Source organism: Streptomyces sp. iso_384 (assembly GCF_056172905.1).
This window is the reverse complement of record NZ_JBWBTT010000001.1, coordinates 4,677,043-4,691,337: the sequence shown is the minus strand read 5'-3', so window position 1 is coordinate 4,691,337 and position 14,295 is coordinate 4,677,043. Positions and strand designations below refer to the sequence as shown.

The 14,295-nt window shown below is 70.5% G+C and carries 10 protein-coding genes and 1 tRNA gene; 6 read left to right on the top strand and 5 right to left on the bottom strand.

The annotated features are described in order from the left end of the window. Positions 1-99 precede the first annotated feature (99 nt). The 4 genes from AC0VY3_RS21005 (at position 100) to AC0VY3_RS20990 (ending at position 3,991) form a co-directional block, all read left to right on the top strand. The gene (locus AC0VY3_RS21005; protein ID WP_242737541.1) at positions 100-963 is read left to right on the top strand and encodes an ABC transporter permease; all 864 of its coding nucleotides are present in this window, start codon (positions 100-102) and stop codon (positions 961-963) included. A 36-nt stretch (positions 964-999) separates the two neighbouring features. After that, positions 1,000-2,019: an ABC transporter substrate-binding protein gene (locus AC0VY3_RS21000; RefSeq protein WP_103510752.1), complete on the top strand. Its 1,020-nt coding sequence runs from the start codon at positions 1,000-1,002 to the stop codon at positions 2,017-2,019. Then, positions 2,016-2,846 (top strand): ABC transporter ATP-binding protein, encoded by an 831-nt coding sequence (locus tag AC0VY3_RS20995; protein WP_475550284.1) that lies wholly within the window; start codon positions 2,016-2,018, stop codon positions 2,844-2,846. Before AC0VY3_RS21000 ends, AC0VY3_RS20995 begins: the two co-directional genes overlap by 4 nt. 194 nt (positions 2,847-3,040) lie before the next feature. Next, positions 3,041-3,991, top strand: coding sequence for an NAD-dependent epimerase/dehydratase family protein (locus tag AC0VY3_RS20990; protein WP_475550283.1), 951 nt, complete (start codon positions 3,041-3,043; stop codon positions 3,989-3,991). A 61-nt stretch (positions 3,992-4,052) separates the two neighbouring features. On the opposite strand, the gene AC0VY3_RS20985 is transcribed toward AC0VY3_RS20990, so the two are convergent. Continuing rightward, positions 4,053-4,781: a sugar phosphate isomerase/epimerase family protein gene (locus tag AC0VY3_RS20985; RefSeq protein ID WP_475551714.1), complete on the bottom strand. Its 729-nt coding sequence runs from the start codon at positions 4,779-4,781 to the stop codon at positions 4,053-4,055. Positions 4,782-4,933: 152 nt separating this feature from the next. Further along, the gene (locus AC0VY3_RS20980) at positions 4,934-8,434 is read right to left on the bottom strand and encodes a ThuA domain-containing protein (RefSeq protein ID WP_475550282.1); all 3,501 of its coding nucleotides are present in this window, start codon (positions 8,432-8,434) and stop codon (positions 4,934-4,936) included. A 225-nt stretch (positions 8,435-8,659) separates the two neighbouring features. Between AC0VY3_RS20980 and AC0VY3_RS20975 the strand changes: the two genes are divergently transcribed. Beyond that, positions 8,660-9,052, top strand: coding sequence for an MmcQ/YjbR family DNA-binding protein (locus tag AC0VY3_RS20975; RefSeq protein WP_103510757.1), 393 nt, complete (start codon positions 8,660-8,662; stop codon positions 9,050-9,052). Between the two features lie 91 nt (positions 9,053-9,143). On the opposite strand, the gene AC0VY3_RS20970 is transcribed toward AC0VY3_RS20975, so the two are convergent. Both AC0VY3_RS20970 and AC0VY3_RS20965 read right to left on the bottom strand, forming a co-directional pair. Next, a complete protein-coding gene (locus AC0VY3_RS20970; RefSeq protein WP_475550281.1) occupies positions 9,144-10,046 on the bottom strand; it encodes a transketolase family protein in 903 nt (300 codons plus the stop codon). Positions 10,047-10,081: 35 nt separating this feature from the next. Further along, positions 10,082-10,807 carry a thiamine pyrophosphate-dependent enzyme gene (locus AC0VY3_RS20965; protein WP_103510759.1) on the bottom strand — a complete coding sequence of 242 codons (726 nt, stop codon included), beginning with the start codon at positions 10,805-10,807 and terminating at the stop codon, positions 10,082-10,084. Positions 10,808-10,933: 126 nt separating this feature from the next. On the opposite strand from AC0VY3_RS20965, the gene AC0VY3_RS20960 reads away from it, so the two are divergent. Beyond that, positions 10,934-11,007, top strand: a tRNA-Pro gene (locus AC0VY3_RS20960). Between the two features lie 386 nt (positions 11,008-11,393). On the opposite strand, the gene AC0VY3_RS20955 is transcribed toward AC0VY3_RS20960, so the two are convergent. Continuing rightward, a complete protein-coding gene (locus AC0VY3_RS20955) occupies positions 11,394-13,970 on the bottom strand; it encodes a SpoIIE family protein phosphatase (protein ID WP_475550280.1) in 2,577 nt (858 codons plus the stop codon). Between the last annotated feature and the right edge of the window lie 325 nt (positions 13,971-14,295).

Here is a 14,295-nt window from a genome sequence, read left to right as displayed (position 1 = left end):
CCAGAAAGCGCTTTCTGAAAGCGCCTTCACGGTAAGGTCCGCAGCATCGCACCCTTGCACAGCTCTCCACAACTGCCCCCGAAGTCCAGGGAGTTCACCGTGAGTCAGAGCGCGCTGACCAAGCGCCCCGCCGATGTGGCGGGGGTCGCCCGCAGGGCCGGTCCCACGACCGGCGAGCGGCTCGCCCGCGCGGCGGAGCAGAGCTGGCGCCCCCTCGCCCTGCTGCTGGCCGCGCTGGTGGTCTGGTGGGCGATCGCGGCCGCCGAGCTGATCGAGCCCTATCTCGTGCCGTCGCCCGGTGCGACTCTCGACGTCCTGACCTCGAAGGCCGGTTACCTCTGGGAGCACACCTGGGTGACGACGTACGAGACGCTCCTCGGCTTCGTCATCGCGGTCGCCGTCGGCGTGCTCGCCGCGGTGGTGATGGTGTACTCCTCGACGGTGGAGCGCACGCTCTACCCGATCCTGCTCTTCGCCCAGGTCGTCCCGAAGATCGCCATCGCCCCGCTGTTCGTGGTGTGGCTCGGCTTCGGCATCGCCCCCAAGATCCTGATCGCCGTGCTCATCGCCTTCTTCCCGGTGGTGATCTCGATGGTCACCGGGCTCAAGGCGGTGGACCCGGAGATGCTCCAACTGTCCGCCACGATGGGGGCGAAGCCCTGGCAGACCTTTGTGAAGATCCGCTTCCCGGCGTCCCTGCCGCATCTGTTCTCCGGCCTCAAGGTGGCCGTCACCCTCGCGGTGACCGGCGCGGTCGTCGGCGAGTTCGTCGGGGCGAACGAGGGGCTCGGCTACGTCATCCTCCAGGCCAACGGCAACCTCGACACCCCGATGCTCTTCGCGGGACTGCTGGTGATGTCGCTGATCGGCGTCGTGCTCTTCGTCGTCGTCGAGATCGCCGAGAAGCTGCTCCTGCCGTGGCACGCCAGCCGCCGGGAGTCCTCGGCCACCACCACGTTCTGAAACACGCACCGACCTCCTCGTGAGAAGGGCCAGCCCATGCATGCGCGCAGACTCCTGATCGGTGTCGTACCCCTCGTCCTGGTGGCCACCGCCTGCGGCGGCGAGGACGCCTCGACCAGCACCAGTGACTCCGGCAAGAAGCTGGACAAGGTCACGCTGACACTCAACTGGTATCCGTACGGCGAACACGCGCCGTTCTACTACGGCAAGCAGCAGAAGATCTTCGAGAAGCACGGCATCGACCTGGACATCCGGGCGGGCCAGGGCTCCCAGAAGACCGTCCAGGCGACGGCCGCCGGGCAGACCGACTTCGGCTGGGCCGACACCCCGGCCCTGCTCGCGGGCGTCGACCAGGGCGTCAAGGTGAAGAGCCTCGGCGTCTTCCTCCAGACCACCCCGGCCTCCGTGCAGTCCTTCGACGCCAAGGGCATCGAGGGGCCCGCCGACCTGAAGGGGCGGACGATCGCCGGAACGGCCGGGGACGCGCTGTCGAAGACCTTCCCGATCTTCCTGAAGAAGAACGGCATCGGGGAATCGGACGTCACCGTCCAGAACACCGACCCGGCGGGCAAGATCGCCGCGGTGATCTCGGGGAAGACCGACGGGCTGCTCGGCTACGCCAGCGACCAGGGCCCGACCATGCAGGACAAGGCCAAGAAGCCGGTCTCCTACCTCCGCTTCTCCGAACACGGGCTGAACTTCTACTCCAACGGGCTGCTCGCCGGTCAGAAGATCCTGAGCTCCAAGCCGGAGGTGGCGGAACGCATGGTGGAGGCGGTCAGCGAGGCCTGGACGGCCGCCGCGAAGGCGCCCGAACCGGCCGTGGCGGCGATGGAGGGGGCCTCCGAGCAACTGCCGCCGAAGGCCGTGCTGTCCGAGCAGTTCACGACGACGCTGACCCTGCTCCACACGGCGGCGACCGAGGGCAAGGCGCCCGGAGTCAACACCGAGGAGGACTGGCAGCAGACCATCGACGTGTTCGCCGAGGCGGGCATGGTCACGAAGCCGAAGGCCGTGGGGGAGTACTGGGACGCGAACACGGCGCTGAAGGGATGACGATGCCGAAGCAGCAGACGACCCCGCCCGCCCCGTCCGCCGCCGGGGCGGGCCCGGCGGCCGGGGTCCGGCTCACGGACGTGGCGGTCCGTTTCCGCAGCAAGAAGCGCGACGTCACGGCGCTCAGCGATGTGTCGCTGGAGGTGACGCCGGGCGAGTTCGTCGCCATCGTCGGACCGTCGGGGTGCGGCAAGTCCACCCTCCTCAAGCTGGTGGCCGGCCTGCTCACCGCCTCCTCGGGCGACGTCCTCCTCGGCGGCGAGCGCGTCACCGGGCCCCGGCACGACATCGGTTACGTCTTCCAGCGCGCGGCCCTGCTGGAGTGGCGCTCGGCACTCCGCAACATCCTGCTGCAGGCCGAGATCCGGCACATGGAACCGGCCCAGGCACGTGGACGGGCCGACGAACTGATCCGGATGACCGGACTGACCGGCTTCGAGGACGCCTATCCGCACGAACTCTCCGGTGGCATGCAGCAACGCGTCGCGCTCTGCCGGGCGTTGCTGCACGAACCGCCGGTCCTGCTGATGGACGAGCCGTTCGGCGCGCTCGACGCCCTCACCCGCGAGCAGATGAACACCGAGCTGAACCGGATCTGGCGGACCACCGGCACCACGGTCCTGCTGGTCACCCACTCCATCTCGGAGGCCGTCTATCTGGCCGACCGGGTCGTGGTGATGAGCCCGCGCCCGGGCACCGTCACGGAGATCATCGAGGTGGGCCTGCCCGCCGAGCGCGACTACAGCGAGACGCTGGGCCGCCCGGAGTTCCGGGCGGCTGCGGCGCACATCCGCGACCTGCTGGGGGCGGTGTCCGCGCACGACTGAGGGTGTTGACGCAGGGAGGTGTCGGTCCCGGGCAGGGTTTCCTGTCCGGGACCTTCGCGTTAAGGGGTCTAACGAAAACTGTTGCGATCAGTACTCTCGGAAGTTATTGTCTCTAACGGAAGCGAGTGCTTAAAACGTGCTTCAAACGTACGTGCTCCTGCTTCCTTCGCTGCCACCGCCCGAAGGGACCTGCCATGACCGTCGCCCAGCCCCGCCACACCGTCCTCGGCTCCGGACCCGCCGGTACCGCCCTCGCCCGCGAACTCGTCCGCCGGGGCCACCCCGTCCGGCTGGTCGACCGGTCGGGGAGCGGACCCGCGCTCGAAGGCGTCGAGCGGTTCGCCGCCGATGTCGCCACCGCCGAAGGCGCTCGCGCCGCCGTGGCCGGGGCCGCGGTCGTGTACCACTGCGTCAATGTCGGCTATCACCTCCAGGTGGAGGTGATGCCGAGGATCCAGGAGGCCGTCGTCGGGGCGGCCGAGGGGGCGGGCGCGCGGCTGGTCGTGCTCGACACCGTCTATCCGTACGGGGAGACGCACGGCGCGGTGATGACCGAGGACAGCCCGTGGAACGCCACCACCCGCAAGGGCCGGATGCGCGCCGAGCTCGACGCCCGCTACCTCGCCGCCCACCGCGAGGGCCGGCTCCCCGTCGTCCTCGGGCGGTCCGCCGACTTCGTCGGGCCCGAGGTCCTCAACTCCACGCTCGGCGGCGCCGTCTTCCCCGCCGCGCTCACCGGGCAGCCCGTGCCCGCGCTCGGCGACATCGACCTGCCGCACAGCTACACGTACATCGAGGACGTCGCCGCCGGCCTCGCCACGCTCGGCGAACACCCGGACGCCGACGGCCGGGTGTGGCACCTGCCCACCGCATCGGCCCGCACCACCCGTGAGATCCTCGCGCTCGTCGAGCAACGCACCGGCCGGCCCCTCGACTTCACCGTCGTCGCCGAGCCCCGCCCCTTCGGCCCGTTCGACGGGACCTTCATGGCGGAGTACGCCGAGATGTTCTACCAGCACACCGAACCGCAGATCCTGGACTCCTCCGCCATCGAGAAGGCCTACGGACTCGCCCCCACTCCGCTGGAGGCCGCGCTGGACGCCACCCTCGCCTGGTACGGGGAGTTCCTCGCCGCCCACCGCTGAGACGCGGTCCGGCCCCGGGCGTCGTACCGCACACCCGGGGCCGGACCGCAGAAGCCGTCGCTCAGTAGCGCAGCCGGGACAGATACCGGTAGCTGGTACGCGCCGAGGCGAACGGATCGGCCGGGGCGTCATGCTCCACCAGCCACTGCTTCACCCCGCCCTGCCGCGCGGTGTCGAACATCGCCGGGAAGTCCAGGATCCCCGACCCGACATCCGCGAAGTCCCCGTCGGGCGCCATGTCCTTCACGTGGAGCGCGGGGAAACGGCCCCGGTGCCGGACGAACAGTTCGCCCGGGTCGGAGGAGCCGCCGTCGGCCGCCCAGTACAGGTCCAGCTCGAAGCCGACCAGCTCCGGGTCGGTCTCGTCGAGCAGGATGTCGTACAGGCTGACGCCGTCCACCACTTGATGGTCGCTGCCGTGATTGTGGTAGAGCAGCTTCAGCCCGGACTCCCGGGCCGCCAGCCCGGCGCGGTTGAACTGCCGTGCCACCTCCCGGTATCCGTCAGGCGAATGCAGCGAACCCGGCAGGCTCGGTACCACGATCCACTGACCGCCGAGGGTGTGGACGTCCTCCAGCGCCTGCGGCAGACCGGGGCCGGTCACGATGCCGTAGCCGACGTGCTCCAGCACCGCCTCGAGTCGCGTCCGGTCCAGCATCCGCCGTATCGCCGCAGGGGAGTTGCCGTGCCGGCCGCTGACGCCGACCGTCGCGTACCCGATCTCCGCCAGCTGCTCCAGCGTGCCCGCGAAGTCCTCCGCGAGCGGCGTCCGCATGGTGTACAGGTGCATCCCGATCCCCGACGGCGGAATCCGCCGGCAGCCCCGCCGGCCGGCCGCGACAGCCGGGGCGGCGCCCAGTCCGACGGCGGCCACCGCCCCCAACGCCGTACCGAGAAAGGCTCTTCGGGCTCCGTTCACGTGCTTCGTTGTCACGGGACTCCTCACTTCACGTCGATGCGGACGGCGCCGGTGCTCGTGTCGCCCTTGTCGTCGGTGACCGTCAGGTGCGCGGTGTAGGCGCCCTTGCGGTCGTAGGTGTGCGTCGCCGTCGCACCCTCGGGGCCGGACGGCTTCACGTTGTCGCCGAAGTCCCAGTGGTACGAGGCGATCGTGCGGCCCTCCGCGAGCTCGACCGTGCTGCTCAGCGACACGGCGAGCGGTGCGGTGCCGGACGCCGGTTCGGCCTTCACCGCCACCGTCGTCCCGGCCTCCTTCTCCACCCCCGGACCGTTGAAGTGCAGCCAGTCGACCGACAGCAGATCGGCCTTGTCCGGACTCCAGTCGGGGTTGGTGAAGACCGCGTACAGCGTGGTCGTGGAGCCCGGGTCCTTGAGCTTCGTCGTCGGCGAGATCAGCTGGTCGTAGCCGCCGGTGTTCGGGACCTCCACCGAGCCCAGCAGCTTGCCGGTGGGGGAGCCCGCGCGGAACTCCACGGTGCCGCCGAGCCCGCCGGAGGACGCGCCGACCGTGACCGAGTCGACGTTCTCGAGGTTCACCGGTTCGAAGCCGACCCAGTCGCCGTCCTCGATCTCGATCAGCCGCTTCCCGCCGGAGGCGTCGGCCCGACTGCCGATGTCCGCACCGCCGTTGGCGCCGCCCGTCGCCGTGCGGTGCTCGGCCTCGCGGAAGGAGGTGCGCAGGGTCAGCGAGGTGGAGCCGGTCAGCGCGGGCGCGTCCGGTGCGCCCTCGTCCTCGTACTGGGCGGTGATCCCGTAGTAGAGGTTCTGCCCCGGACCGTGGCTGTCCCCGGCGTCCGTGACGATCTCGCCGGTGCAGCCGGTGTAGTTGTCCAGCGGATGCAGATGGGTGTCATGGCCGAGCTGTGACTGCACCACGACCCGCGAGCAGTCGATCGGACCGCTCGCGTCGTCCTCCGCGTCGGTCACCTCCACCGTGAAGGGGATCGTGTCACCGAAGCTGAACATCCCGCCGTCCGGAGGCTGTTGGATCGTCACCTCGGGCCGGGTGTTGCCCACCGTGATGTCCTGCACCGCGAGCGCCGTCAGTTCGTCGGGGCCGGTCACGGTGAGCCGCGCGGTGTGCAGACCCTTGGCGGTGTACGTGTGCGAAGGGGCGGCCTCGGTCGAGTCCGTGGTGCCGTCACCGTCGAAGTCCCAGGCGTAGCTGACCGGTTGGTCGCCGGGCAGGCCCGATCCCTCGCTGGAGAACGTCACGGTCAGCGGGTCCGGTCCGCTGTCCCGGTCGACGGTGATCTTGGCGTCGGGCAGTCGGCCGTCGCCGACGTGGTCGATCCGGTAGATGCCCGCGCCCTCGTTGCTGCCGCCGCGGCCCGTTCCGCTGCCGAGGCCGAAGTCGATGACGTACAGCGCCCCGTCAGGACCGAAGTCCGCGTCGAAGGGCTGGTTCCACTCCATGTCCTCGAAGATGCCGTTGATCGACTGGAGGTCCCCCGCCTCCACCGGGTCGAACCGGGGATCGGTGAAGGTCTGGTCCTCGCTCTGGAACGAGAACGTCTTGAACCATCCCCTGGTCAGCTCGTAGTTGAACGCCTTCCCCGCGAAATACTCCGGGAACTTGGTGCGGTAGGTGTTGTCCGGGTCGTAGTCGTAGACCGGGCCGCCCATCGGACCGCCGCCACCGGTGCCCACCTCCGGGAACTCGGCCGAGGCGGAGTAGGCGTACCAGACCGTCGCGGGCTGGGCCGGCGGCAGCTCCCGCAGCCCGGTGTTGTTCGGCGAGTCGTTCACCGGCGCCGAGCAGTCGAACTTCGGGCCGGATGTCTTCGTCGCGAAGTCGTAGTCGTTGAACGGGGTGTTGTTCCCGACGCAGTACGGCCAGCCGAAGTTGCCCGCCTCCGTGATACGGGTGTACTCGACCGTGCCCTCCGGGCCCCGGTCCGCCACCGCCTCGCGGGCGTCGGGGCCGTAGTCCGCGACCATCAGGGCCCCGCTGACCGGGTCGGTGGTGATCCGGAACGGGTTGCGCATGCCCATCGCGTAGATCTCGGACCGCGTCTTCTCCGTGCCCGGCGTGAAGAGGTTGCCCTCCGGGACGGAGTACGTGCCGTCGTCCTCGGGAGTGATCCGCAGGATCTTGCCCCGCAGGTCGTTGGTGTTGCCCGCGGTGCCCTGTGCGTCCCAGGCGCGCCGGCCCTCGCCCTCGTCGATCGGCGTGAAGCCGTCCGAGGCGAACGGGTCGGTGTTGTCGCCGGTCGCCGCGTACAGATCGCCGTCCTTGCCGAAGGCGAGCGAACCGGCCATGTGCGAGTTGGCCCGGCCCTCGCCGCGCAGCGTCGGCACGGTCAGCAGCCGCTTCTCGGAGGCCGGGTCGACGGTGTTGCCGTCGACGGTGAAACGGGACAGGTTCAGCCGCTTCTCGACCTTGTCCGAGTAGAGCAGGTACAGCCAGTTGTTCTCCGCGAACCCGGGGTCGAGCGTCAGCCCCAGCAGCCCGTCCGACTGGCTGGTCATCTCCGGGGTGTACGCGAAGTCCAGCGCGGTGGAGACCTTCATCGTCTCCTGGTCGATGACCTTCAGCTCGCCCGTCCGCTGGGCGAAGAACACCCGGCGGTCGGGGGCGACGGCCAGCTCGAACGGGTCCGCCAGATCGCTCGTGGCGAGCGGGGTCCGCTGGAACGAACCGGTGCGCGTGGCGGTGCAGTCGCCCTCCGCCGCGCCGGCCGCCCACTGGATGCCGCCGAGCAGGTGCTGGACGAAGGCCTCCTCCTCGAAGGCCGCCTTGTCGTGCCCGCCCGCCGTGAACCAGGAGCGGCCGCCGTCGTAGTTCTGGCACCAGGAGAACGGATGGTCCACGCCCTCGTCGAGCCCGTCGATGCCGTCGCGCACCTTGATCTGGGCGAGGGTGTGCACCTTGGACGTGGGGTTGGTGCGCCAGTTGTACCACTCCTCCTGGCGCTCCCAGAGGTCGGGAAGGTGCCGGGTCGAGGGGTGCGCGTGGTCGAGGACCTTGATCCGGCCGGTCTGGGGCACGGGGTGCTTGTCGAAGATCGCGCCGACCAGGCCCTCGTACCACTCCCAGTCCCGCTCGCTGGCGGACGCGGAGTGCAGCCCGACCCAGCCGCCGCCCGCCCGGATGTACCGCTGGAGGGCGGCCCGTTCCTCGGCGTTGAGCAGATCACCCGTCTCGGGCGTGGAGTTGGTGTTGTTGAAGACGACCGCCTGGAAGCGGCCCAGGTCCGCGTCGTTGAAGACCGCGGAGTCGGCGGTGGCCTCCACCTCGAAGCCGTGCTCGGCTCCGAGCTTCTTCACCGCCTCGATGCCGGCCGGGATCGAGGGGTGGTCGGAGTTGGTGACCTCGGAGTAGACGAGCACCCGGTACGGGGCGGCCGCCTGTGCACCGGCCGGCGAGGCCACCAGCAGAGCGAGGACCAGCGCCAGGAGCAAGGTGACGGCGATGAGGGGGGACGGGCCGCCGGGGGATCGGCCGACGCGGCCGGCCCGGCGTAACGAACGGCGTCTCATGGGGCGCTCCCTGTGCGGTAGAAGCCGACTGTGGGGTGTATAGAAAGCGCTTTCTGAAGTACGCCGTTCAGCGTAGGTTCAGCCCTCCGGCGGGGTCAATGGGTCTGCAGCGCCCACCGGGCCGGCCCGGCGCGAGGCCCGGTCGCGGGTGGCTGTCGGTGCTGGGCGTTACGGTCGGATCGAACCCGGCCACGGCCGCCGGTGCCGTCGAAACGGAGACACGGGATGACCGCCGACCCCACGATCACGGCCGCCGACGTCCGCTCGGCCGCGCTGTCCCTGCCCGACACCACCGAGAAGCTCGCCTGGGGGCAGCCCACCTTCCGGGTGGCCGGCAAGATCTTCGCCTCGCTCGGCGACGACGAGACGACGATGGGCGTGAAGTGTCCCCGGGAGGACCGCGCCGAGCTGATCGCCACGGAGCCGGAGAAGTTCTTCATCCGCGAGGGGCATGACGACCACTACGCCTGGATGCGCGTCCGGCTGTCCGCGCTGGAGGACGCGGACGAGCTGGCTGCCATCCTCGCCGACTCCTGGCGGCAGGTCGCCCCGCGCCGACTGGCGGCGGCGCATCCGGAGCTGGCGGCCCAGGGGGAGGACGGACCGGGGGAGGGGTGAGGCTGAGCGTGGCGGCCGGCCATCAGAGTGCCCCCGGACATGCGCCGGTCAGGGGCGCGGGAATCCCGTGATCCGCGCCCAGGCCTGCGGGTCAGGGGCGCAGGAAGCCGGTGATCCGGGCCCGCAGGCTCTGCGGGTCCAGGCCGTGGGCCGCGAGGTGCTCCTCCATCTGCCCGTACCGGCGCAGCTCGGCGCGGCCCACGCCCAGTCCGAGCACCCGGTGGGGCAGGTCCATGAGCGCCTCGCCCGTCGTGGCGGCGGAGGTGCCCGCAAGATACGGCTCGACGATCACCACGTCCGCGGTCGAGGCGGCGCCGGCGGCCCGGCGCACCCCCGCGGCGTCGAACGGCCGCACGGTCGTCGCGTACAGCACGGTCACGTCGAGCCCCTCGGTTGCGGCGAGCACGTTGTCGAGCATGGGTCCGACCGCGACCACGGTCCCGCGCCGCCCTTCACGCACCACGGTGAACCCGCCCGCGCCGCCCACCGGCCGCGCCTCCCGGTTCGCCTGGAGGGAGAGACGTACGTACACCCGGTCGTCGCCCGCGACCGACTCCCGCAGCAGGGCCTCGGCCTCGTCCGGATGGCCCGGCACCTGCACGGTCCAGCCGTCGAGCGTGTCCAGGAGCGCGACGTCACCGGGGGCCATATGGGTGAAGCCGCCGGCCGGCCAGTCGTACGAGCCGCCCGCGCTCACCAGGATCCCGCCGACCCCCTGGTGCCCGAAGTCCAGCTTGACCTGCTCGAACGGGCGCTCCACCAGGAAGCTGGCGAAGGTGTGCACGATCGGCCGCATGCCCGTCAGCGCCATCCCCGCCCCGGCCCCGACCAGCAGCTGTTCCCGGATGCCGACGTTGACGACCCGGTCCGGGTGGGCGCGCCGAGCCGGCGCGAAACCGTCGGCGCTGATGTCGGCGAGCACCACGGCCAGCCGGGGCTCCTCGTCCAGGAGCTGCGAGGCGGTGCTGATGAATCGGTCACGCATGGTGTCCATGAAGGGTCCCTCCCGGGGTTCTCGCTCTGCTGCGGTCAGTTCTTGGGGTCGACGCGGGCGACGACGGCCATCGGTCTGCCCGGGTGGGGCGCGGTGAACGCCGTGTACAGGGCCTCGTGGTCGCGGCCGTCCACGGTCACCGCCGCCCATCCGGCGGAGGCGAAGCGGGAGGCGATGCCGCCGGGCCAGCCATGGGTGGCGGAGGCGTTGTCGATCACCAGCGTGTGCAGCTGTTCGAGCCCGGCCGGGCCCGCGTGGGCGATGGCCTCGTGATTGCTGCCCTCGTCCAGCTCGGCATCGCCGATCAGGACCCACACCCGGGGATCGGTGCGGCCCTGGGCCCGCAGACCCAGGACGGTCCCGACGGCGAGCGGCAGCCCGTGCCCCAGCGACCCGCTGCCGATCTCCGCCCCCGGCACCAGCAGCCGGTCCGGGTGATGCCCGAGCGGTGAGTCGTACGCCCCGAAGCCGGGCAACAGCTCCTCGCCGAAGAAGCCGTGGGCGGCGAGGACCGCGTAGTACGCCATCGGCCCGTGCCCCTTGGACAGCAGGAAGCGGTCCCGCGCGGGGTCGTCGACCGTGTCCGGTGCGACCCGGAGCACCCTGCTGTAGAGCACCCACAGGGCGTCGAGCGTGGAATGGGCGGCGGGCGCGTGCTTCTCGTCCCCGGTCATCAGGGCGATCAGACGCGGCAGATCCCGGAGATCGGGGGCGGATGCGACCCGGTGGCCGGAGGCCGGTGCGGCGGTTGTGTTCGTCATGGCACCGAGCGTTCAACATCAACCATGGTTGAGGTCAAGCGCGGAATGGTGTTGGTGACCACCTCCCGGAGTGCGGTATTGTTCTCATGCGCGTTCAGCCAGGGGAAACCCCAGGTCAGACGCCAGCGGGACGTGGCGCAGCTTGGTAGCGCACTTGACTGGGGGTCAAGGGGTCGCAGGTTCAAATCCTGTCGTCCCGACTCGAAAGAGTCGCAGGTCAGGGGTCGTTTCAGAGGAAATCTGAAACGACCCCTCGATCATTCTCGGGGACTCGTTGAGGACCAGCACACTCGACGGACCTGACGCGCACCACCTTGACTCGGTCAAGGTGAGCCGTGTTCGACCAGCGCCGGCCCCTCACTTCAGGAGCACCGGCCGGCCACGCGTCATCCTGGTCGTCGACCACCGCCTCTCCCCGTTCGGCATGCCTCCGGATCGTCGTTCTGTCCGACGGGCCGTCGCGGCCCACGGCCGCCACCAGGACCTCTTCGCCACCAGTCCGGTCCATCGCATGCCCTGGCAACCGCCCTGACGTTCGCGCGGTCGCCTTCCTGAGGCGACGGCGGGTCAGCGGACGAACCGTGCTCTAGGAGAGGGCACTGCCGACGGCGGGGAGGACCTGTTCGGCCCAGATGACCTTGCCCTCCGGCGTGTACCGGGTGCCCCAGTGCTCGCTGAGCTGCGCCACCAGGAACAGTCCGCGGCCTCCCTCGTCCGTGGTGGCGGCGTACCGCAGGTGCGGGGCGGTACTGCTGCCGTCCCACACCTCGCAGGTCAGAGTGCGATCGCGCAACAGACGAACGCGAACCGGCGCGGCGCCGTACCGTATGGCGTTGGTGATGAGCTCGCTGAGGATCAGTTCCGTGGTGAAGGCGAGTTCCTCCAGGCCCCACTCCTCGAGTTGCTCGGCCGCGAGGCCGCGCATGGCGCCGACCTCGCTCGGGTCGAACGGTACGTCCCACTCCGTGACCCGGCCGGGGCCCAGAGTCCGTGTCCGGGCGATGAGCAGCGCGATGTCGTCGGAGGGCCTGCTGGGGAGCAGGGCGTCGAGTACGGCGCGGCGACTGGCCTGCGGGTCGCGGTCGGGGTGGCTCAGCGCCGTGCGCAGCCTTTCCAAGCCCTCTGAAATGTCCCGGCTCCGCTCCTCGACCAGCCCGTCGGTGTACAGGACGAGCTGACTGCCTTCCGCAAGGCGCAGTTCCATGGTCTCGAACGGCCTGCCTCCCAACCCCAGCGGGGGGCCGGCCGGCAGTTCCGAGATCGTCGTCGTGCCGTCCGGGGCGACCACGAGCGGTGGCATGTGCCCTGCCCGCGCCATGGCGCAGATCTGGGAGACCGGGTCGTAGACGGCGTACAGGCAGGTCGCGCCCAGGACGCCGCCGTCCGATGCAGCGCTGTCGCCCTCCTGGTCCATGCGCTGGACGAGGTCGTCGAGACGGGCGAGGAGTTCGTCGGGCGGCAGGTCCAAGGCGGAGAAGTTGTGCACGGCGGTGCGCAGCCGCCCCATGGTGGCCGCGGCGTGCAGGCCGTGCCCGACGACGTCTCCGACGACGAGCCCCACGCGGCTGCCCGGCAGCGGGATCACGTCGAACCAGTCCCCGCCCACCCCGGACTGGGCGGGCTGATAGAAGTGCGCGACGTCCACGGCGCTCTGCTCGGGCAGTTCCCGCGGCAGCAGACTGCGCTGGAGCGTCACGGCGAGATTGTGTTCGCGGGTGTAGCGGCGAGCGTTGTCCATCATGACCGCGGCGCGGCCGACAAGCTCCTCGGCCAGGGACAGGTCGTCCTCGTCGAACGGTTCCGGCTTCTGAGACCGCCAGAAGTTGACCACCCCGAGCACGACGCCCCTCGCCTTCAGCGGAGCCGCGATGAGCGAGTGGATCCCGTAGCCGACGATCGCCGATGCCCGCGGCGCGTCCTGGGCGTGCCAGCCCGGCGCGTCATGGAGATCGGGCACGAGTTCGGGTGTGCCCGTGCCGTATCCGCGGGCCTGCGGCGTGGACGGCAGGAATTCGATCAGGTTGCCGAGCGGGTACAGCGGGTGATCGGAGCGAATGCCGCTGACCGCCGTGCGCCGCATGTCGGCGCCCGGGCCGGGCTCGTCGCCCGTCAGCACCGGGTCGGCCAGATCGACCGTGACGAAGTCCGCGAACCGGGGAACGGCGACGTCGGCCAGTTCCTCCGCGGTGCGCACCACGTCGAGGGTGGTGCCGATGTCACCTCCGGCGTCGTGGAGCAGCTTGAGTCGCCTGCGGGCCGTCTCCGCCCGGCTGCTCAGGAGCTGCATCTCGGTGGAGTCGCGGATGGTGACCGCCGAGCCCCGTGGCCGGGTGGGCCGCTGATTGACCACGAGCAGCCGGTCCCCGGCCTCCAGCACTTCGTCGGTGGCCAACCGGCCGGACAGCAGCAGTTCCGCCATTCGGCTGTCCATGCCGACTTCGTCGACGAGGCGTCCCTCGGCGTCGTCCGGCAGGCCGAGCAGCCGTCCGGCCTCGTCGTTCGCCAGGAGCAGTCGTCCGTCGCCGTCGGTGATCAGCACCCCTTCCCGGACGGCATGGAGCACCGCGGCATGGTGCTCGTACATGCGGGTCATCTCCTGCGTGCCGAGCCCATGGGTCTGGCGGCGCAGTCTTCGGCTGATCAGCGCCGTGCCGACGGTGGCCAGAGTGAGACCGATGGCGAGGGCCAGGAGGATGACCGGAAGCTGACGGTCGGCGATGCCGGTCACGCTCTGCACCGTCAGACCCGCCGAGACCAGCGCGACGACCTCGCCCTCGGGAGAGGTGACCGGGACGATCGCCTGGATCTCCTTGCCGAGCGGTCCCTCCACGCTCTCGGTGTGCACCTGGCCGGCCAGTGAGGGCTCGATCGTGCCGACGAACCGCTCGCCGATGCGGTCGGGCTGGGGGTGGCTGTAGCGGATGCCGTTCGTGTCCATCACCACGATGAAGTCCACGCCTGCGGGCTTGCGTGTCTCCTCGGCGAGGGGCTGCAGGATCGCGGACGGGTCCGGAGACCTCAGCGCTTCCTGCAGGTCCAGGGATTTCGCGAAGGTCTGAGCCACGGAAACCGACCGGTTGCGCGCCTCACGGTCGATGTCGTACCGCGACTGCAGGACCAGGGCCAGCAGCGCACCAGCCGCGAGCAGCACCACGATCGCCACCTGAAGGACGAATACCTGTCCGGCGACGCTTCCGAATCTTCTGCCTAGATTCGCCCGCACCGGTCCGCCGGGCGCGAGAGACGAGACGGGTTCACATCCTCAGTTGTAACACCTCCCCCCGGCCTGGGCTCCCGGCATTCGGTACGCATCGGCGCCAGGACACAAGGTCCCCATCCCTGCGGGCCGGGGACGGGGCGTGATCCACACCTGCCGCTCCTGTCCGGGGTGCCGGAGACGCTGGCCGGCGAGCACGGCCTCGTCCTTCACGCCGCTGGCCTCCCGGACAGGTTTCCCGGCCGTCCGGGGCGGTAGCCGCGCCTCGTCA